Genomic DNA, 19383 nt, shown 5'->3' with positions numbered 1-19383 from the left:
CCGGTGCCTTACTGGTGCCCGGAATCCGGCAGTAATTCCGCCGTCGCTGACGCACCAATACGAAACAGTGCCGGATCAGGATGTTCGACACGGATTTTCACCGGAAAACGTTGTGAAACATGCACCCAGTTAATTGATTTCTGAATAAAGGGTAATCCACCTGGCAGGCTGGTCCCGTCCCCGGACATCACCCCGGCCCCGACAGAATCCACCACCCCGGTAAACACCCGTTGGTGATTGGTCATTACTCTTAACCGGGCAGCCCTGCCGGGACGAACAGTATCCAAATCTGTTTCCCTGAAATTAGCCACCACATACCAGTTCTGATCGTTAATTAATGTGAACACCGGTTTGAGTGCCGAAACATACTGCCCGGCAGTGGTGGTCAGTGATACGACAATACCGTCAAAAGGTGCCGTGACACGGGTATGTTCCAACTGAAGTTTTGCGATGGCAATTTGTGCAAGAATATCACCACGCTGAGCGACCAGAGCATCAACCCCACTGACTGCAGATGCCGCCTGCAACGCCTGCAACTGTGTCGCCGCCAGTTCCGAACGAGCCGCCTTCTCAGCGGTAACCGCCTCATCTAAATCCTGTTGTGAAGCAAAACCTTTAGGTACCAGCGGAGCCAGTCGCTCACGGGTTGAGGTGGTTTGTCTGACTAAAGCCTGAGCCCTGGCGACAGCAGCAGACACCGATCGGGCATTGTATTCCTGAGCCTGCACTGTCCGCCGGGTCAGCATTATCTGAGCATCCAGGGCCGCCAGCCGGCTTCGCGCGCCATTGAGAGAGTCCTGATACATCCGTGGGTCAATCCGGAAGAGTAAATCTCCTTTTTTTACCCGCTGGTTATCATGCACCGGCATATCAATAATGGTGCCATTCACCTGAGGGACAACATCGATGGTATCAGCATAAACAGTCGCATCATTGGTTTCCGGCGAGGTTTGCATCTGCCATATAACAACAATAAGGCCGATGATGACTGCCAGAATTATCACCAGTAATGGCCATTTTTTTCGTACTACCGCAACCGGGGAATCTGTCGTCATCGTTTTAGTTCGCAAACAAAATAAACCATAGTATGACTGCAAATAAGAACAGCAGCCCCGGATAACTAATGATCAGTGGCGACAGTGACTCCTGCCACTGCTTGCGGGCCACCAGCCAATGAAACAACCCTAGCAACAAAGCCGCACCGATAAGACAAAACAGCCAGCCAGGAAATGCCGCGCCTAATACAGGGACCGACGGCGATAATGCACAGCCAGAAAGTACAGAAGCGATAACCGGTATCAGTAGCGGTCTTGTCCATAACTTACATATCATCTTCACTTGCCTGATCATTTCCGCTGTTCCTGATAGATAATAATCCAATATTTATCAATAAGATAAATAGTTAAAACTCTGATTCAGTCATTTTTCCTCGTCAAAGGTCATTCCACTCTCCGGAGCCATGACTAAAAACAGCTAAGCAAAGAGCAGTATAGTGCACTATTTCATAACGTTACGATGTATTACCTGATTTTTCTTGTCCGGCTGTCTGAGGTCGCGGGGGCAAATCTGAATAAGGATTCTACGGGAAACTACCTACCTGTATGACAAAGCATCCTGTCTTGCGAAAACCCAGTATCTCAATTGCCTGAAACCCGCTGACAACCTCACCAGGATAATCCGCGACTTCAGGCTTCTGACAACAATCCGACCTCAGTCAGCCAGAAATCTTAAGTCCGTCCTGTGAACACATGTACCCTGGCCCGTTTCTCCAATGACCGCAGGAATCGTTTTGATGCTACCTCTCCGTTATTTTTTGCACCAAATCTGTGTCCTGCATCTCAAATGTGCACTACCGGTGATCACCCCACCACCACGCACTTATATAAATCAATAACTTAAAAACTGGCATGCAAAATGCTCTGGATTGATCAGATATCGAATATAGTATACTGTTAATGCGTTGTTAAAAATAGACGTACTTGCAGCAACTCATTGTGGGGTGTTTATGTCTGGAAATTTTAAGAAACAGCTGTCGCTGACCGACCTGACTTTTATTGGCTTAGGCGCTATTTTTGGATCTGGCTGGCTGTTCGCCGCCAGCCACGTTTCGGCTATCGCCGGTCCGGCAGGTATTTTTTCCTGGCTGATTGGTGGCTTTGCCGTACTGCTGCTGGGGATCGTGTTCTGCGAACTGGGCGCGGCAATCCCGCGCGCCGGCGGAGTTATAAGTTACCCGGTCTATTCGCATGGACCGCTACTCGGCTATCTGATGGGATCCATCACCGTCATCGCTTTTACCAGTCTGGTCGCCATCGAAGTGGTGGCTGCACGCCAGTATGCCGGAGCCTGGTTTCCGGGGCTGACCATCAGCAGTTCCGGCGCACCGACCATTGCTGGCTGGATTTTCCAGTTCGTGGTGCTGTGCGGTTTCTTCTATATTAACTACAACAGCGTCAAAACCTTCGCCCGTACCAATAACATCATCAGTGTATTCAAATTTATTGTGCCGCTGCTGGTGCTGGGCTGCCTGTTTATGTTCTTCAAACCTGCCAACCTGCATGTTGCTCAGTTTGCCCCCTTCGGCATGAGTGGTGTGGAAATGGCCGTGTCGGCGGGTGGCGTTATCTTTGCTTACCTGGGTCTGACCCCGATTATCTCAGTGGCCAGTGAGGTACAAAACCCACAACGCACCATCCCGATTGCCATGATTGCTTCCGTATTAATGTCGGCTGTCATTTATGTGTTACTGCAACTGGCCTTTGTTGGCAGCATTCCGACCGAAATGCTGGCGCACGGCTGGGCGGCGATCAGTAAAGAATTCACCCTGCCTTACCGCGATATCACCCTGGCTCTGGGGATTGCCTGGCTGGGCTACTTCGTGGTGGCGGATGCCATTATCTCCCCGACCGGTTGCGGTAATATCTATATGAATGCCACCCCACGCGTCGTCTACGCCTGGGCCAAATCCGGTACCCTGTTTGGTATCTTCTCCCGTGTAGATAAAAAGTCGGGTATTCCACGCCCAGCACTGTGGTTAACTTTTGCCTTGTCAGTGTTCTGGACTCTGCCCTTCCCTTCCTGGGAAGCACTGATAAATGTGGTCTCTGCCGCACTGGTCCTGAGCTACGCACTGGCACCGATTACTGTAGCGGCATTACGCAAAAGCAGCCCTGACCTTGACCGTCCTTTCCGGGTCCGTGGTTTTGCCGTGATGGGTCCTCTGTCATTTATTATCGCCTCCCTGATTGTCTACTGGTCTGGCTGGAGCACTATATCCTGGCTGCTTGGCTTACAGATTGTGATGTTCGTTATTTATGTCGCCTGCGCACGCTTTGCTCCAACCCGTAAAATCCCCATGAAACAACAGGTCATCTCCTCATCATGGCTGATCGCTTTTTACGCCCTGATGATGCTGGTTTCCTGGGCTGGTGGCTTTGGCGGTCACGGTTATATCTCTCATCCGCTGGATACTCTGGTGGTCGCCGTGGTGGCACTGGTGATCTACTACTGGGGTGCAGCGGTGGCCTTACCTGCGGCACTGGTTGATTTTAGTGACGAAGATACCGAAGAAGATATCCCCGCAGCATCACGTCACTCACCACGTCAGGTGCAGCCCGCCTACCGTCAGACACATTAAGCCACAACGAGGGTGGCCACTGACAGCTCCGCCTTCGCGAACAATGTTTGCTCGTTAATCAGAATTTCGGGGAAGATATGCAGAAGATAGCGATTATTGATTCACATACCGGGGGCGAACCCACCCGCTTAGTCACGGCCGGTTTTCCGGACCTGGGACAAGGCACAATGGCCGAAAGACGCGACCGTCTGTCCGGCGAATTTGACCACTACCGCCGGACCTGCATGCTGGAGCCTCGTGGTAACGATGTACTGGTGGGGGCACTGCTGTGCGAACCGGTCGATCCGGCCGCCGCTGCCGGCGTCATTTTCTTCAATAATACCGGATACCTCGGGATGTGTGGTCATGGCACTATCGGGCTGGTGCGCTCGCTGGCCTATATGGGACGCATCACCCCGGGAGAACATATCATTGAAACTCCGGTCGGTAATGTCACTGCGACTCTGCACGATGACCTCAGCGTCAGCGTGCGTAATGTCCCCTCGTGGCGATATCGTAAAGCGGTCACGTTGCACAGCGAGACTCTGGGCGAAGTTACCGGCGATATCTCCTGGGGAGGAAACTGGTTTTTCCTGATCAATGATCACGGATTAGAAGTGACTCCGCAAAATATTCCGGCACTGACCCGCTATTCATTGCAGGTGCAACAGGAGTTACAGCAGCAGGGGATCTTTGGCGATCAGCAGGGCATTATCGACCATATCGAACTGTTCGCCGCCGACCCTGAAGCCGACAGCCGCAGCTTTGTGTTATGTCCTGGCGGACAATGGGACCGTTCTCCCTGCGGTACCGGTACCAGCGCCAAACTGGCCTGCCTGGCGGCCGATGGCAAACTGGCTGCCGGTGAAGAGTGGTGCCAGGCCAGCGTGATCGGCAGCCGTTTTATTGCCAGTTACCAACCTGAGGGAGATAAAATTATCCCGACACTGCGTGGTACTGCCCATATCTGTGGCGACACCACCCTGTTGATTGATGATAACGACCCGTTTGCCTGGGGGATCGTCTGATGTCAGACACTGCCGATGTGATTGTCATTGGCGGCGGGATTGTCGGCGCATGTTGCGCCTGGCAACTGGCATCACAGGGTTTATCGGTGGTGGTGCTGGATGCCGGGTTCCCGGCTGCCACCGCCTCCGGCATGGGACATCTGCTGATCCTTGATGACAACCCGGCAGAACTGTCGATTACCGGTTACTCACTGCAACGCTGGCGGGAGTTAAGCCATCAGCTTCCGGCGGGTGCGGCCTGGAAACAGAATGGCACACTCTGGATGGCAGCCAGTGATGAAGAGATGGCGGTTGCCGAAAAGAAAGCAGCCATCCTGCAACAGCAGGGGATTCCCTGCCGTCTGCTGAGTGGTCAGCAGATGACTGAGGCCGAACCCCTGATTCGTGAAGGACTGACCGGCGGACTGGAAATAAGCAGTGACGGCATTCTTTATGCGCCGGTCGTGGCTGACTGGATGTTAAATCATCAGGGAATCCGCCGGGTGACCGCCGAAGTCACCGCTATCGAAGAACCCCGGGTCGTCTGCCGTGATGGCCGTCGTTTCAGTGCCACGCATATTTTGCTGGCCAATGGAGTGCAGGCCCCGGATCTGCTGCCGGAAATCCCGGTGGTCCCCAAAAAAGGCCATCTGCTGATTACCGACCGTTATCCCGGTATTGCCCGCCGTACTCTGGTCGAGCTCGGGTATGTCACCAGCGCGCACAATGCTATCGGCCCTTCCACCGCCTGCAATATTCAGCCGCGCCCTACCGGCCAGTTACTGATCGGTTCAACACGGCAGTTTGATACCACCGACCCACAGGTGGAAAGCTGGATGCTGAGCAAAATGCTACGCCGTGCCTGTGAATATGCACCAGCACTCAGACAGCTCAATGCCGTCCGTGCATGGACGGGTTTCCGTGCGGCTTCCCCGGATGGTCTGCCGCTGATTGGCCGACACCCCCGTCGTCCGGGACTCTGGCTGGCCGTCGGCCATGAAGGTCTGGGAGTCACCACCGCCACAGCCACCGCAGATTTACTCACCGCGGCGATACTGAATACCCCGCCGCCACTGTCAGGAGACGATTTTCTGCCTGACCGGTTTTTAGTTCACGGAGAAGCTTATGCCACAGCTATTCATTGACGGTCAGCCGGTCAGCCTGGCAGACGGTGCGACGGTCGCTGCCGCACTGAGTATGGCAGGGGATCACTGCAGCCGTACCTCAGTCAGTGGTCACCGGCGCGCCCCGGTATGCGGCATGGGTATCTGCCAGGAGTGCCGGGTAATGATTAACGGACAACGACGACTGGCCTGCCAGACCTTGTGTCTGGAAGCGATGGAAGTGGTGACCTATGAGTGAACTACAGGCAGATATTCTGGTGGCCGGAGCTGGCCCCGCAGGCATTGCTGCCGCCCTGGCAGCAGCGGACTGTGGCTGTCAGGTGATAGTTATTGATGATAACCCGCGGCCCGGCGGGCAAATCTGGCGCGGTGGCCCCGGCAGCCATTTGCCGGACAAAGCCTTGCAGGCGCTGGAAAAGCTTCGCCAACATCCGCACATCCGGCTGATGCCGGCCACACGGCTGGTAATGCGCATCCGTGAAGGTGCCTATCTGCTGGAAGAAAATCAGCAAGCCAGCCAGCTACGTGCCGAAAAAGTTATTATCTGCACCGGGGCCCGTGAATTATTGCTGCCGTTTCCCGGCTGGACCCTGCCCGGAGTGACCGGTGCTGGCGGGTTACAGGCATTAGTTAAGGGTGGTGTGCCGGTGACTTCACAGCGCATCGCTATCGCCGGAAGTGGCCCGCTATTGCTGGCCAGTGCTCATACCGCAAGAAAACAGGGTGCCCGGATTGTCGGCTTGCTGGAGCAACAGTCCTGGCCGGCGGTTGTCGCTATGATGGCGCAGCTCTGGCGCTGGCCATCAAAACTGGGTCAGGCTATCACTTTATTTAACCGCCACTATCGGGCGGATAGTTATGTCACTGAAGCGCTGGGTAACAACTGTCTGGAGGCGGTAAAAATCCGTCAGGGCGGACGGGAAAAAACCATTCCGTGTGACCGGCTGGCCTGTGGCTATGGTCTGGTCCCCAATCTGCAACTGGCAGAACTGCTGGGAGCCGAACATGACAGCGACGGTATCTTTGTTGATGAACACCAACGGACCCAACTGCCCGGAATCTATGCTGCCGGCGAGTGCACAGGTATTGGCGGCAGTGAATTGTCGATAGCGGAAGGCACCATTGCCGGCTACTGCGCCGCCGGCCATCCGCAACACGCTACCCCGTGGGTCGCCCGCCGCGAACACTGGCAGGCATTTGCCCTGCTCCTGAAACAAGGCTTTAGCCTGAAAAGCGAGTTAAAAAATCTGGTCAGTGATACTACCGTGATCTGCCGTTGTGAGGACGTGCGTTGGTCAGAGGTCAGTTCACTGGAAAATCTTAAACACATCAAAATGCTCACCCGTTGCGGCATGGGTCCCTGTCAGGGAAAAATCTGTCACAGCAGCCTGCGCTTTATTAAACCTATGACCGGCAGCCAGGCCCGCCCGCCCGTGATGAACGCTCGGATTGACACTTTGTGTCTGCCGGATGAGCAATCCCCCTACTCACCTACTTAATAAACAGGAAAACGATTATGCAAATTCAGGGAAAACAATTTATTCAGGGTCAGCGTAGCCAGCAAGGTCAGGATGAGCTGTACAGCGTGGATGCCACGACGGGGGAAACCCTGGCAACCTTCTATGCTGCCACCGAACAGGAAGCTAATGCAGCCTGTGTGGCTGCGGCTGAGGCCTTTCAGGTCTTCCGGCAAACCACCATTGAGCAACGGGCTCAGTTACTGAATACCATTGCCGATGAACTGGATGCCCTGGACGACGGATTTATTCACAAAGTGATGCAGGAGACTGCGCTGCCGGAAGGACGTATTCGTGGCGAACGTGCCAGAACCAGCGGCCAGATGCGCCTGTTTGCCAGCGTGTTAGCCCGCGGTGATTTCCTGGGCGCGCGTATTGATACCGCATTACCGGATCGTACCCCGCTGCCACGCCCCGATTTACGCCAGGCGAAACTAGGTGTTGGTCCTGTGGCAGTATTCGGTGCCAGCAACTTTCCCCTGGCCTTCTCCACGGCAGGCGGCGATACTGCTTCAGCCCTGGCGGCCGGTTGCAGCATCGTGATGAAAGCCCATACCGGACATATGATCACCGCAGAATATGTGGCTGGCGCAATCACGGCGGCACTGGAAAAATGTGGTCTGCCGGATGGCGTATTTAATATGCTGTATGGCAGTAATATTGGTGGTGTGGTGGTTCGTCACCCGGAAATTCAGGCGGTCGGCTTTACCGGATCACTGCGTGGTGGCCGGGCTATCTGCGATATGGCCGCTGCACGTCCTCAGCCAATCCCGGTATTTGCTGAAATGAGCAGTATCAACCCGATGCTGCTGTTACCGGAAGCACTGCAGAACCGGGGCACAGAAATCGCACGTCAGTTGACCGATTCGGTCGTTGCCGGGTGCGGCCAGTTCTGTACTAATCCGGGCATGATTATCGGTATCCGTTCACCTCAGTTCAGCGAATTTTTACAGCAAATGAGTGAAAATATCGCTAACAGCCCGGCCCAGACCATGCTGAACCGCGGCGTGTTATCCAGCTATCAGCACGGATTGCAGGAACTTTCACAACATTCCGGGGTGACTCATCTCGCCGGTCAGCCACAACAAGGGACTCAGGCATTTCCGCAGTTGTTCAGGGCAGAAGCAGAGTTACTGTTAAACGGCGACCCGTTATTACAGGAAGAAGTTTTCGGTCCGGTCAGTGTGGTCATTGAGGTGGAAAGCCACCAGCAGCTAAAAGCAGCGTTACGCGCAGTGCGTGGCCAGCTGACCATCACTTTGCTGGCAGAGGATAACGACCTGGTGAACTTCGCCGATTTGGTACCGATCATTGAACAAAAAGCCGGTCGTCTGCTGGTCAATGGTTATCCGACCGGGGTTGAAGTTTGTGATGCGATGATTCATGGTGGTCCTTATCCTGCCACTTCCGATTCACGTGGCACGTCGGTCGGAACTCTGGCCATCGAACGTTATCTGCGCCCTGTCTGTTACCAGAACTATCCGCAACATCTGCTGCCGGCAGCATTACAGGACAGTAATCCGCTGAACATCGACAGGCTGGTTAACGGTAAAATGACCCGCGAAGCCCTGTAAGGAGGACGCAAACGATGAATCTGAGCATCGATCAGACCACCACTCTGATCAGCGATATCCTCAGTACGGCCGGATTTAATCCGGCACATACAGAGGCCATTACCGCCACCATTATGGCCGGAGAAATTGATGGCTGCCGTTCACACGGTGTCTGGCGTACCCTGGGGATTGTCAGGACTCTGACTGAAGGCAAGGTGGTGCCAGACGCCCAACCGGTAATCAGCGATCTGAGCCCGGCGGTACTGAGTGTTGATGCGGCAGGCGGGTTTTCTCCGCTGGCGTATCAGCAGGCTTTGCCGGAATTTATCAGCAAAACCCGCCGTCAGGGGATAGCCGCTCTGGCCGTCCGGCATTGTGTTCATTTTTCGGCCCTGTGGGTCGAAATTGAAAAACTGACCGACGCCGGGCTGGTGGGCATGGCCTATACACCTTCACATGCCTGGGTGGCCCCGACCGGCGGACGGGAACCGGTGTTTGGCACTAACCCGATGGCGTTTGGCTGGCCACGCCTGGGCCATCCGCCGTTTATTTTTGACTTTGCTACCAGTGCGGTAGCGCGGGGCGAGATTGAGTTACACCGTCGCAGCGGAACCCCGTTGCCGGAAGGCTGGGGGGTTGACCGGCAGGGTAACAGCAGCAGCGATGCGGCCGAAGTACTGGACCACGGGGCTATGCTGACTTTCGGGGGCCATAAAGGCTCCGCACTGGCTGCGATGATTGAGCTGCTGGCTGGCCCGCTGATTGGCGATCTGACCAGCACCGGTTCGCTGGCCTGGGATAACGGCAGTAAAGCGCTGCCTTACCATGGTGAACTACTGATTGCGATTAACCCGGCCATCTTCCCGGGCGGAGACGGCCCGGAAAATCAGCAACGGGCAGAACAGATGTTCGATGCCATCGTCGGGCAGGGAGCACGGCTGCCTTCCCAGCGACGCTACCGCAACCGTCAGCACAGTCTGCAGCACGGACTGGAGATTCCGGATAGCCTGTATCAGGAATTATGCCAGTTACTGCCCTCGGGCTGATTAGCAACGGTTGCTTGTGTGGTTCCAGGCTGACGACATCACCGACCGTCAATCGATCAATCGTACCGCTCCCTGTGCCGCGCTGGAGGTCATGGCCGCATAAGCTTTAAGTGCCGATGACACCCGGCGTTGCCGCGTCAATGGATGCCAGGCGGCTTTTCCCAGCGCCTCCATCTGTTGGCGGCGTAGTGCCAGCTGTTGCTGATCCACTAACAGGGTGATGGTACGATGGGGAATATCTATCTCAATGATATCTCCGTCTTCAATCAGTGCAATATTACCGCCTTCTGCCGCTTCCGGTGAAACATGGCCTATTGATAATCCTGAGGAGCCCCCGGAAAAACGACCATCGGTCAGCAATGCACAACTTTTATTCAATCCTTTTGATTTCAGGTAACTGGTCGGGTAAAGCATTTCCTGCATTCCCGGTCCACCACGCGGCCCTTCGTAACGGACAACCACTACCTCTCCCGGTTGTACAATACCGGACAAAATTCCTGCGACCGCTTCGTCCTGTCCTTCAAACACCCGGGCTCTGCCGGTAAAACTGAGCATTGACGGGTCAACACTGGCCGTTTTTACAATGCATCCGTCCCGCGCAATATTGCCGTACAGCACGGCCAGCCCGCCATCCTGTGAGAAAGCATGGGTTACGTTACGCAGGCAACCTGTCTGTCTTTGTGTATCCAGTGCCGGATAATAGTTGTTCTGACTGAAGGCCCGGGTGGTACGCACTCCGCCCGGTGCTGCACGGTAAAAACGTCTTACTTGCTCTGAAGGTTGCTGTTTTACATCCCACTCCGCCAGTGCTTCGCCGAGGGTCGCGGCATGTACCGTGCCACAATCCTGGTGAATCAGTCCTGCCCGTGCCAGCTCACCCAATACTGCCATTACGCCACCTGCACGGTGTACATCCTCCATATGAATATTTTCCACAGCCGGCGCAACCTTACATAACACAGGCACTTTACGGGATAAGCGATCAATGTCTGCCATAGTAAAACTGACATCACCTTCATATGCCGCAGCCAGCAGATGCAGAACCGTATTGGTGGAGCCTCCCATCGCAATATCCATTGCCATGGCATTTTCAAAGGCCTCTCTGGTGGCTATCGCTCGTGGTAGTACGCTGCCATCTCCCTGCTCATAAAACCGGCGGCATAAGGCCACTATCTGCCGTCCTGCTTCCAGAAACAATTCTCCACGTAGTGCATGGGTGGCCAGCAATGAACCGTTCCCGGGTAATGCTAACCCCAGAGCTTCGGTCAGACAATTCATCGAATTGGCGGTGAACATCCCGGAACAGGATCCACAGGTCGGACAAGCCGCATTTTCTACTGCGGCAACCTCCTGATCACTCATCCGATCGTCAGCAGCGACGACCATCGCATCAATCAAATCAAATGCCCGTTTTTCACCTCTCAGGGTCATTTTCCCGGACTCCATCGGGCCACCAGAAACAAAAATCACCGGAATATTCAGCCGTAATGCTGCCATCAACATCCCCGGAGTAATTTTATCGCAGTTGGAAATACAGACCATGGCGTCAGCACAGTGAGCGTTCACCATATATTCCACACTGTCAGCAATCAGTTCCCGCGAAGGCAGGCTGTAGAGCATACCTTCATGGCCCATCGCAATCCCATCATCGATGGCAATGGTGTTGAATTCTTTGGCTACTCCACCGGCCTGTTCAATCTCACGTACGACCATCTGACCGAGATCTTTCAGATGCACATGACCGGGAACAAACTGAGTGAACGAATTCACCACCGCAATGATGGGTTTGCCGAAATCAGCATCAGTCATTCCGGTAGCCCGCCATAAGCTGCGGGCACCGGCCATATTGCGGCCATGGGTGGAAGTACGGGAACGGTACATAGCAGAGTCCTCACATTAAGTAAGGCCTGAGAGTAGTATGGACATCATCTGCCGTGAAATATATTCTCAAAGCCTGATTAAGTCGCTGTGGATCTGATAATGAATGTTCGTCAGTTAGAACAGTTCGTGGCAGTCGCCGAAACCCTGCACTTCAGTAAAGCTGCTGCACGGTTGCATATGACCCAACCGCCCCTCAGCCAGTCGATTATCGCGCTGGAAAAAGAGCTGGGGCAGCCGCTGTTTATCCGCAGTAACCGCAAAGTCCAACTGACCGGATTCGGTGAACAGTGGCTGGAATATGTAAAAAAGGCCCTGCAGAATCTGCAGGAGCTACCGGCGATCGCCGAAAAATTACGTCACGGTGAATACGGGAATTTATCACTGACCTTTATCAGTTACGCCGGCTATAACATTCTGCCAACGCTGGTCAAAGACTTCAGACAACATTATCCGAATGCCGGGCTGACGCTCACCGAAGCGACCAGCGATGTTCAGATGGAGATGCTAAAACAGGGAAAAACTGATATCGGCATCGTTATTCCGTACCAAACAGACAACCTGCCTTCAGGTCTGATATATCAGAAAATCCTCTCAGAACCTTTAATAGCCGCAGTGCCTGAATTATGGATAGAAGCGGGAAAACTGCCATCACTACAGAGCAGCCTCTGTCCACAGCAGCTTATTAGTCTGCCGTTGGTTATGTTTCCTCAGTCGGCAGCTCCACCATTTCATTCACTGGTTATGCGCTACTACGCTGCCCATGATGCAGTTCCGGTGATTGCCCAGCAGGCTATTCAGATGCAAACCATCATCAGTCTGGTGGCTGCAGGGATCGGGATCGCGCTGGTTCCGGCATCATTGCGACAGCTGACTCGCCAGGGAGTCGTCTATCTGGATTTACCTGCCAGCCCGCCACAACTGGAAATTGGTTTTATCTGGCGCCAGGACAATAGCTCTCCGGTACTGCGCAACCTGATCACACTGGCTGCAAATATCATTGTCTCCGCCTGATCTCAAAGCAACTTTCTCCGGTGAACATGCCCGGTAACACCGTCGTTCTGCTGATTGTGGTGCTGTTTTTTATACTGTTACAGTGGGGCAGTAAAGGCATAAAACGCGGTAAACAGCGCCCTGCCAGCGGCAACCAGTGACCCTAACTAACCGCCTGTACTTCGGGGCGTAATGCAGATGCAGTTTTACGGCGCCTGAGGGTTTATGAGCCATATTCATAAACGCTTTCACCCCGGCGGCAGTTATCTGCCGCTTTTTTTTTGGCACAATGTTCACCACATACCGTTTCACAGAGACCACAGGAAAATGACGATACTGAAAATTATCCCCAATGGCTCGGTCCCTTCAGCCAAAGGCCCGGACAGTTATTTTACCGGTAATGTGCGCATTGACGCTCATTTCAGTGGCAGCGGCGATGCCAAAGTCGGTGGCGCGACGGTGACCTTTGAGCCAGGAGCCCGGACAGCCTGGCACACTCACCCGCTCGGTCAGACGCTGATAGTGACCCACGGTCAGGGATGGATTCAGTGTGAAGGCGAAGCTATTCAGGTGATCAACTGCGGTGATATCGTCTGGATCCCCCAGGATATCAAACACTGGCACGGTGCTACCCCTGAAACCGCCATGACTCATATCGCTATTGCTGAATCTCTGAATGGCAGCCCGGTCGACTGGATGGAAAAAGTGACTGATGAGCAGTATAAGTTACAACGATAATACCGAATAGCCTGCCGTTACCGCTAACCTTTGGGGACAGTACAAATCCGTAATCGCTGACGGATTGATGGTTACTCTGACATTAGCGACAGCTTCGGCTGTCGCTAATCATTGCCTGTTACGATCGGTCAGTCTGCTGGTGAAACTCTGTTTCCAGTGCAATAAAACTACTGATCATCTCCCGCCAGACCCGTTCAGCCACGGTCACTGATAGCCCCTGTTGTTCCGCCAGCACTTTAATCCTGTCAATCACCGCTGCCACCCTCTCCGGTGCGGGGATAAGCCCGGGGTCGGTTTTAAAACCGGCGGCTGCCTGTACGCAAATCTGGCGTTCGGCCAGCAAACGCACCAGCTGGCTGTCGAGCCGATCGATATCCTGTCTGACATCTGCAATTGACTGATATTTCATATGTTACCTGTCAGGTTGTTAAAGAGATGTTTACGTGCTCCCTCACCCGGGTGCTTATTTATCGGCAGCCATAACGCGGTACACAAAAGGCACCGAGTCACGCAGCGAAACATTCACGGTTCCTCCGTGATCCATCCCTGCATACTGTTTCACTTCCACCGGGGTGCCAGCCGCCTGAACATCTTTGGCAAACTGCTGCTGCATAGCCGTCGGTACATTTATGTCCTGCAGACCAATGCCGATAAATACCGGATGATTAATTTTCAGCGTGTTGTAGCGCAGTGACGGCAACTGAGAATCCAGTAATCCCTGAAAATCGGGCAGGAAACTGTTTTTATCGTTCAGTCGCTGTTCCATTACGTGTCTGGTCAGCGGCGTAATACATAACTGTTCTGCCAGTTTCACATCGGGAATTGCCCGCTTCTGAAAATAGTCAGCCACTTTCAGTTTCTTATTCTCGTCAGCGGCCGAGAGGAAAATGTAGTAAGCGTAAGGCATTTTTGGGTCGCCTCCGGATGTTACGGAGGTGGTTTTAAAAATATCACTAACGGTGGTATGCGCATTAATATAGGGTGTGCCGGTTAACACGGTTCCCAGTACATGCAAGCCGGGCGCATAAGAGGACTGATAACCCGAGGCGGCAAACGCGGCATGTGCCCCCTGAGACTGACCGACAATGATCAGTTTATTGCTCAAAGGAAAGCTTTTCAGCACGGCTGTCGCACTGTCCAGCACACTCCAGGCCTCAGCCCGGGCATTAAGATAATGGTGTAACCCGGATGATCCCAGTCCGGCATAATCCGGCGCCACCACCGCAAACCCTAAAGATAACCAGCTGTTCAGATACTGCTGATCACGCGCTGAACGTGGATTAAGTGACGGTGCACAGGCATTTGCCACACCCACGGTCCCGTGAGTCCAGACCACTACCGGCCAGCCTCCCTGCGGGGTCGGGCCTTTCGGCAGGAATACCGCGCCGCTGTCCTGACGGGGTGTTTTACCATCCACTCCGTCCAGCGAAGAGTAACGAATCAGATATTGTGATGAAGCTTCGGACAACCCGTGATCCGCCGGCAGGGGAGATTTTTCCAGCAGTACACCGTTCGGTGTCGCCGGAGCGGCCTGCACCGCACAACTCACCGCGACGACTGTCGCCAGTAAAACAGCTGCGACTTTACTCATCCGTTTCTCCTGAATATGAAGTACGTCTGCAAATTTACCAAAGCCTGCCCTCCGGACTGCGGAAAGCTAAGACGGAGGAGATAAGCGCTCCGCCAGACCGGAACCCGCCGGGGTGTAACGGTTGTGGTATACATCACCCCGCCCCCGGAAAGGCAACCTTCAGGCAGCCACCCTCGTCACTGATAAGATAAATTTTACACTAAAGATGCGGGTTCACTATTTCACAGTCCTGCCAGCCTGAACAGGAATATTCACCCCCGGGTAAAATTAACCTGCTTATTTTTATAGACATAATATTAATGAAACATATTCCCGGAGGTAAAAATAGCCCTCAAAATCCTGGTCTCTGGCTCACCGAAAAACATTAATATCAGAGATAAATAAGTCACTCAGCCTCACTTTACTGAATCCGGGGCAAGGTGAATACCCGCCAGTGCCCCTTCCGTCGTATATTGTCCCGCCGGGCGTCTGGTATTTTTGTCGTGCAATATCACGTATGCTCACAAGAAAGCGCCTCTGGCTCAGGAAACGAACACTATGCAACCTCAAACTCTACTGCTGGGAAGCTGGACCGGCATGTCCGGTCATCCGCGGGCAGAAAAAACAGCACATCCCAGTGAAGGAATTTACCGCTTACAGCTGTTAGCGGATGGCAGTCTGCAGGTCGTGGACCGACTGAAAACCGACAACCCGTCATGGATTGTACTCAGCCAGGATCAGCGTTTTCTGTACACCACCAATGAAAGTGAAACCGGTCGTGTCAGTGCGATAGAAATTACCCCGCAAGGCCCGTTGCGTCTGCTCAACAGCCAGCAAACCCGGGGGGCGCACCCGACCCATGCCTGTCTGACTCCGGATGGACGCTACCTGCTGGCGGCCAACTATTCTGACGGCATGAACAATGCCGGATTTATTGTGTTTCCGTTAGTGGATTCAGGAGAAATTGGTGAGGCCGTGCAGCATGTCCGGTTCGCAGAAGGATCGGCGGTGGTCGCGGAACGTCAGCAGAGCGGGCATGCTCATTCGGTCAATATCAGTCCCGACGGCAAAATATTATATGTAGCCGATCTCGGTGCAGATATTGTCAGGATTTACCATTATCAACCGCAAAACGACACGCCTTTCCTGCATCAACCTCAGGATGATATCCGTTTGCCTGGCGGCGCGGGTCCACGGCACATCGCGTTTTCTGATGACGGCAGATTTGTCTGTGTGGTCAGCGAAATGTCGGCACAGGTTCATCTGTTTCAGATGAATGAAGGCCAACTGAACGCTATTCAGACGCTCGAACTGGCAGACAGTGACTCTGCGGAAGATAAAGCCGGTGCCGGCGTGCTGTACAGCCCTGACGGACGTTTTCTCTACGTCGGTAACCGCCAACAACGCAATGAAATAGTAGTATTCAGCGTAGATCCGCACAGCGGGCGACTGAGTGACAGGCAGCAGTTTTCGTCCGGAGGTATTGAACCCAGGGCCTTTGCCTTTGATAACACTGGACACTTCCTGCTGGTCGCCAATGTCTGGTCGAACAGGGTGACGGTATTAGCCCGCGATCCGCATAACGGCGGACTACGCCCAACCGGCAACAGCCTGGATATTGGCACCCCGACCGATATTAAATTTCTGCGCTAAGATAACCGGCAGGTTATCCCGTACCGCACGGAGGCCCTCTGACGAACTGCCTGCCGGCACAAACCTCCGGCAGACAATTACCTGTTACACTGAGAGATCAGTGCAGGATAGCGTTAAGGATAAGCACCCCGGCCAGACCCATCACCGAAATCAGAGTTTCCATCACGGTCCAGGTTTTCAGTGTTTCCGTGACACTCAGGTTAAAGTAGCCTTTAAACAACCAGAAACCCGGGTCATTGACGTGCGAAGCGATCACACTGCCAGACCCTACCGCCAGCACCATCAGTGCAGGATCGGCATGAGTCACCGCAATAATCGGAGTCACAATGCCGGCAGTGGTAATCGCTGCCACCGTCGCTGATCCCAACGCTATCCGCAGCATTGCCGCCACGGTCCAGCACATCAGCAGCGGCGACAATGATGAACCTTTCATCATTCCTGCGATAAAATCGCCTACTCCGCTGTCGACCAGCACCTGTTTAAAGGCTCCGCCACCGGCAATGATAAACACAATCATGGCAATGGCTGAAATGGATGAGCTACACATCTCCATGACTTCACCCATTTTACGGCCATTACGCAATCCGAGGGTAAATACCGCTATCACTACGGCAATAAACAAAGCGATCGCGGGGTTGCCAATAAATTCGAAAAACTGACGGAACAGATTCTCTTTCGGGGTAGTCAGTTCAAAAACGGCGGCAATCGCCATCAGGATCACCGGGATAACTGCCGCAAAGATACTGATGCCGAATCCCGGTAATTCATGTTCGGCAAAAATTTTGGGGTTATACAGTCCTTCAGGGGGCTCTTTTTCGAAATTCTTCAGAAACTTAGAAAATACAGGACCCGCCACTATCACTGTGGGGAGAGTGATAATGATGCCATACAACAATGTGGTGCCCAGGTTCGCCCCAAAGATAGCGGCAATCGCCGTTGGACCGGGGTGCGGAGGCAGAAAACAATGGGTTACCGACAATGCGGCCACCATCGGCAGTCCCACATACAGTAATGGCATACCCGCGGCAGCCACCACGGTAAACACCAGCGGTAACAGCAGGACGAAGCCAATTTCATAGAACATCGCCAGCCCGACAATCAGCCCTGTCACCATCAGTGCCCACTGCACCCGCTGTTTACCAAAGGCCGCAATCAGCGTCGTCGCCACCCGTTGGGCAGCCCCGGTATCCGACACCAGCTTACCCAGCATGGCACCAAACCCCAGAATCATCGCCAGACTGCCCAGTGTGCCGCCGACCCCCTTCTGGACGGAAGCCAGGGCCTGCAACGGAGTCATCCCTTCAGCAATACCGACGACGATGGAGACAAAGATCAGCGACAAGAAGCCATTGGCCTTGAACACAATCATCAGGACCAGCAGCAGTATTACCCCGAGCGCTATTATTGTAATTGGCATGGTACAGCTCCCATAAAAAGGTAAAAACAGACAATAACCGAGGAATAAAAAGTAAAAACACCCCTGATTCAGCACATCAGAGAGTTAACGCCACGTTCCGGACAGCGGATAAACAGTAGCGAAACTCATGACAGGCTCGCCTAAAAACACAGCTGAACTTTTGCGGCTTTCTGTTTATCTCCGGCAAAATTTAGCGCCGCATCAATTTCATGATAATCAAATTCACCGCTATATAACGGCAATGGATTGATCGTCCCTTTTTCCAGCCATTCAACGGCGGTCGCAAATTCATGGGTAAAGCGGAACGATCCGACCAGGTTTATCTCTTTAGCAATCAACATCATAATCGGAAAGCCAGGCACATCCCCGCCCATGCCAACCTGTACCAGCGTACCTTTCGCACGGGTGACCTCCAGACAACGGGTCAGAGAAGCGGGATGGCCCGAGGCTTCGAAGGAGACATCGAAGTAACCTTTATCGGCGAGAAAAGGGGTGAAATCCCCGTTTGCAGCATCAATGGTCTGTGTGGCCCCCATCGCCTCCGCCATGCTCAGCGAACGCGGGCTGATATCGGCACACACCACTTCTGCGGCACCGCGGGCTTTAGCGGCTGCCGCGATCAGGCAACCGATGGGTCCCACGCCAGAAATAAATACTTTTTTATCCTGCAGATCACCTGCCTGATGTGTCGCATGAATACACACCGCCAGCGGTTCGGCAAACACCATCACCCGGTCATCGGCCTGATGATTGAAGGGAATGCACTGAGCAGTGTCGACAATTTTATACTGACTAAAACCACCATCTACATGCGGAAAATACATCGCACTGCCAAAAAAACGCATAGTGGTGCACTGATTTTCCTGCCCGGCTTCGCAGTATTTACAGTGGCCACAAGGTTTGGAGGGATTGACCGCAACCTTCTGGTTTTCCTGTAACTCCGGGTTATCACTTTTCACCACATAACCAATCACCTCATGCCCGAGGATCATGGGCATTTTCACGGCAAAACTGCCCACCTTGCCGTGCTGATAATAATGCAAATCAGAGCCACAGATCCCGCCACGGGTAATCCGAACCAGAGTGCCGGTGCCCTGATAATCGACCTGCTGGCTTGTCACTTCCACCTGATGTTTGCCGGTAATCATGCAGGAATAGGTTGTCGTCTTCATAGTGGTACTCATGGTCGCCCTTTGTAAATACAGTAGTTCAGGCGCGTATCAGAGCGTGATTTATTGGAGAAAACTGTGATGAGCAGCAGATTACTTTAT

At 53.6% G+C, this 19383-nt stretch carries 17 protein-coding genes; 10 read left to right on the top strand and 7 right to left on the bottom strand.

The genetic code is table 11. The annotated features are described in order from the left end of the window. Window positions 1–8: 8 nt before the first annotated feature. Entirely contained in the window at window positions 9–1055 is a 1047-nt protein-coding gene (gene mdtN / locus HA49_RS11755; RefSeq protein ID WP_038017581.1) for a multidrug transporter subunit MdtN, read from the bottom strand. 4 nt (window positions 1056–1059) lie between these two features. Next, window positions 1060–1332 (bottom strand): YtcA family lipoprotein, encoded by a 273-nt coding sequence (locus HA49_RS11750; RefSeq protein WP_038019243.1) that lies wholly within the window; start codon window positions 1330–1332, stop codon window positions 1060–1062. 673 nt (window positions 1333–2005) lie between these two features. Here HA49_RS11750 and HA49_RS11745 point away from each other — a divergent pair. From HA49_RS11745 to HA49_RS11715, 7 genes are all read left to right on the top strand, one after another. Next, a complete protein-coding gene (locus tag HA49_RS11745; RefSeq protein ID WP_038017579.1) occupies window positions 2006–3637 on the top strand; it encodes an APC family permease in 1632 nt (543 codons plus the stop codon). 77 nt (window positions 3638–3714) lie between these two features. Continuing rightward, a complete protein-coding gene (locus HA49_RS11740; protein ID WP_038017578.1) occupies window positions 3715–4644 on the top strand; it encodes a 4-hydroxyproline epimerase in 930 nt (309 codons plus the stop codon). Next, window positions 4644–5768 (top strand): NAD(P)/FAD-dependent oxidoreductase, encoded by a 1125-nt coding sequence (locus HA49_RS11735; protein ID WP_038017576.1) that lies wholly within the window; start codon window positions 4644–4646, stop codon window positions 5766–5768. Before HA49_RS11740 ends, HA49_RS11735 begins: the two co-directional genes overlap by 1 nt. Next, window positions 5749–5985 (top strand): 2Fe-2S iron-sulfur cluster-binding protein, encoded by a 237-nt coding sequence (locus HA49_RS11730; protein WP_038017574.1) that lies wholly within the window; start codon window positions 5749–5751, stop codon window positions 5983–5985. The genes HA49_RS11735 and HA49_RS11730 overlap by 20 nt, the downstream gene beginning before the upstream one ends. After that, the gene (locus HA49_RS11725) at window positions 5978–7246 is read left to right on the top strand and encodes an NAD(P)/FAD-dependent oxidoreductase (RefSeq protein ID WP_038017572.1); all 1269 of its coding nucleotides are present in this window, start codon (window positions 5978–5980) and stop codon (window positions 7244–7246) included. Before HA49_RS11730 ends, HA49_RS11725 begins: the two co-directional genes overlap by 8 nt. Window positions 7247–7263: 17 nt before the next feature. Continuing rightward, entirely contained in the window at window positions 7264–8838 is a 1575-nt protein-coding gene (locus HA49_RS11720) for an aldehyde dehydrogenase (NADP(+)) (protein ID WP_038017570.1), read from the top strand. 14 nt (window positions 8839–8852) lie between these two features. Continuing rightward, window positions 8853–9863 carry an Ldh family oxidoreductase gene (locus HA49_RS11715; protein ID WP_038017568.1) on the top strand — a complete coding sequence of 337 codons (1011 nt, stop codon included), beginning with the start codon at window positions 8853–8855 and terminating at the stop codon, window positions 9861–9863. A 48-nt stretch (window positions 9864–9911) separates the two neighbouring features. Here HA49_RS11715 and ilvD read toward each other — a convergent pair whose 3' ends face one another. Next, window positions 9912–11744 carry a dihydroxy-acid dehydratase gene (gene ilvD / locus HA49_RS11710; protein ID WP_038017567.1) on the bottom strand — a complete coding sequence of 611 codons (1833 nt, stop codon included), beginning with the start codon at window positions 11742–11744 and terminating at the stop codon, window positions 9912–9914. 99 nt (window positions 11745–11843) lie between these two features. On the opposite strand from ilvD, the gene HA49_RS11705 reads away from it, so the two are divergent. Both HA49_RS11705 and HA49_RS11700 read left to right on the top strand, forming a co-directional pair. Continuing rightward, window positions 11844–12755 (top strand): LysR family transcriptional regulator, encoded by a 912-nt coding sequence (locus HA49_RS11705; protein WP_038017565.1) that lies wholly within the window; start codon window positions 11844–11846, stop codon window positions 12753–12755. A gap of 315 nt (window positions 12756–13070) precedes the next feature. Next, a complete protein-coding gene (locus HA49_RS11700; protein WP_211259073.1) occupies window positions 13071–13472 on the top strand; it encodes a (R)-mandelonitrile lyase in 402 nt (133 codons plus the stop codon). 118 nt (window positions 13473–13590) lie between these two features. Here HA49_RS11700 and HA49_RS11695 read toward each other — a convergent pair whose 3' ends face one another. Both HA49_RS11695 and HA49_RS11690 read right to left on the bottom strand, forming a co-directional pair. Then, on the bottom strand, window positions 13591–13881 hold the full coding sequence (locus HA49_RS11695; protein ID WP_038017563.1) for a chorismate mutase: 291 nt from the start codon (window positions 13879–13881) through the stop codon (window positions 13591–13593). A gap of 54 nt (window positions 13882–13935) precedes the next feature. Next, window positions 13936–15063 carry a lipase family protein gene (locus HA49_RS11690; protein ID WP_038017561.1) on the bottom strand — a complete coding sequence of 376 codons (1128 nt, stop codon included), beginning with the start codon at window positions 15061–15063 and terminating at the stop codon, window positions 13936–13938. Between the two features lie 537 nt (window positions 15064–15600). Here HA49_RS11690 and HA49_RS11685 point away from each other — a divergent pair. Next, complete coding sequence (locus HA49_RS11685) at window positions 15601–16695, top strand: lactonase family protein (protein ID WP_038017558.1); 1095 nt, start codon at window positions 15601–15603, stop codon at window positions 16693–16695. Between the two features lie 97 nt (window positions 16696–16792). Here HA49_RS11685 and HA49_RS11680 read toward each other — a convergent pair whose 3' ends face one another. Continuing rightward, the gene (locus tag HA49_RS11680) at window positions 16793–18112 is read right to left on the bottom strand and encodes a gluconate:H+ symporter (protein WP_038019239.1); all 1320 of its coding nucleotides are present in this window, start codon (window positions 18110–18112) and stop codon (window positions 16793–16795) included. 140 nt (window positions 18113–18252) lie between these two features. After that, complete coding sequence (gene idnD, locus HA49_RS11675; protein WP_038017555.1) at window positions 18253–19284, bottom strand: L-idonate 5-dehydrogenase; 1032 nt, start codon at window positions 19282–19284, stop codon at window positions 18253–18255. Between the last annotated feature and the right edge of the window lie 99 nt (window positions 19285–19383).

The sequence above is a fragment of the Tatumella morbirosei genome, assembly GCF_000757425.2.
GTDB lineage: Bacteria > Pseudomonadota > Gammaproteobacteria > Enterobacterales > Enterobacteriaceae > Tatumella > Tatumella morbirosei.
This window is presented reverse-complemented; position numbering and strand designations above follow the sequence as displayed.

Coding starts and splice junctions, on each gene's coding strand:
- HA49_RS11690 (WP_038017561.1), bottom strand. CDS start 15,063: ATGAGTAAAGTCGCAGCTGTTTTACTGGCGACAGTCGTCGCGGTGAGT.
- ilvD (WP_038017567.1), bottom strand. CDS start 11,744: ATGTACCGTTCCCGTACTTCCACCCATGGCCGCAATATGGCCGGTGCC.
- mdtN (WP_038017581.1), bottom strand. CDS start 1,055: ATGACGACAGATTCCCCGGTTGCGGTAGTACGAAAAAAATGGCCATTA.
- HA49_RS11730 (WP_038017574.1), top strand. CDS start 5,749: ATGCCACAGCTATTCATTGACGGTCAGCCGGTCAGCCTGGCAGACGGT.
- HA49_RS11750 (WP_038019243.1), bottom strand. CDS start 1,332: ATGATATGTAAGTTATGGACAAGACCGCTACTGATACCGGTTATCGCT.
- HA49_RS11745 (WP_038017579.1), top strand. CDS start 2,006: ATGTCTGGAAATTTTAAGAAACAGCTGTCGCTGACCGACCTGACTTTT.
- HA49_RS11680 (WP_038019239.1), bottom strand. CDS start 18,112: ATGCCAATTACAATAATAGCGCTCGGGGTAATACTGCTGCTGGTCCTG.
- HA49_RS11720 (WP_038017570.1), top strand. CDS start 7,264: ATGCAAATTCAGGGAAAACAATTTATTCAGGGTCAGCGTAGCCAGCAA.
- HA49_RS11715 (WP_038017568.1), top strand. CDS start 8,853: ATGAATCTGAGCATCGATCAGACCACCACTCTGATCAGCGATATCCTC.
- HA49_RS11725 (WP_038017572.1), top strand. CDS start 5,978: ATGAGTGAACTACAGGCAGATATTCTGGTGGCCGGAGCTGGCCCCGCA.
- idnD (WP_038017555.1), bottom strand. CDS start 19,284: ATGAAGACGACAACCTATTCCTGCATGATTACCGGCAAACATCAGGTG.
- HA49_RS11705 (WP_038017565.1), top strand. CDS start 11,844: ATGAATGTTCGTCAGTTAGAACAGTTCGTGGCAGTCGCCGAAACCCTG.
- HA49_RS11740 (WP_038017578.1), top strand. CDS start 3,715: ATGCAGAAGATAGCGATTATTGATTCACATACCGGGGGCGAACCCACC.
- HA49_RS11735 (WP_038017576.1), top strand. CDS start 4,644: ATGTCAGACACTGCCGATGTGATTGTCATTGGCGGCGGGATTGTCGGC.
- HA49_RS11685 (WP_038017558.1), top strand. CDS start 15,601: ATGCAACCTCAAACTCTACTGCTGGGAAGCTGGACCGGCATGTCCGGT.
- HA49_RS11695 (WP_038017563.1), bottom strand. CDS start 13,881: ATGAAATATCAGTCAATTGCAGATGTCAGACAGGATATCGATCGGCTC.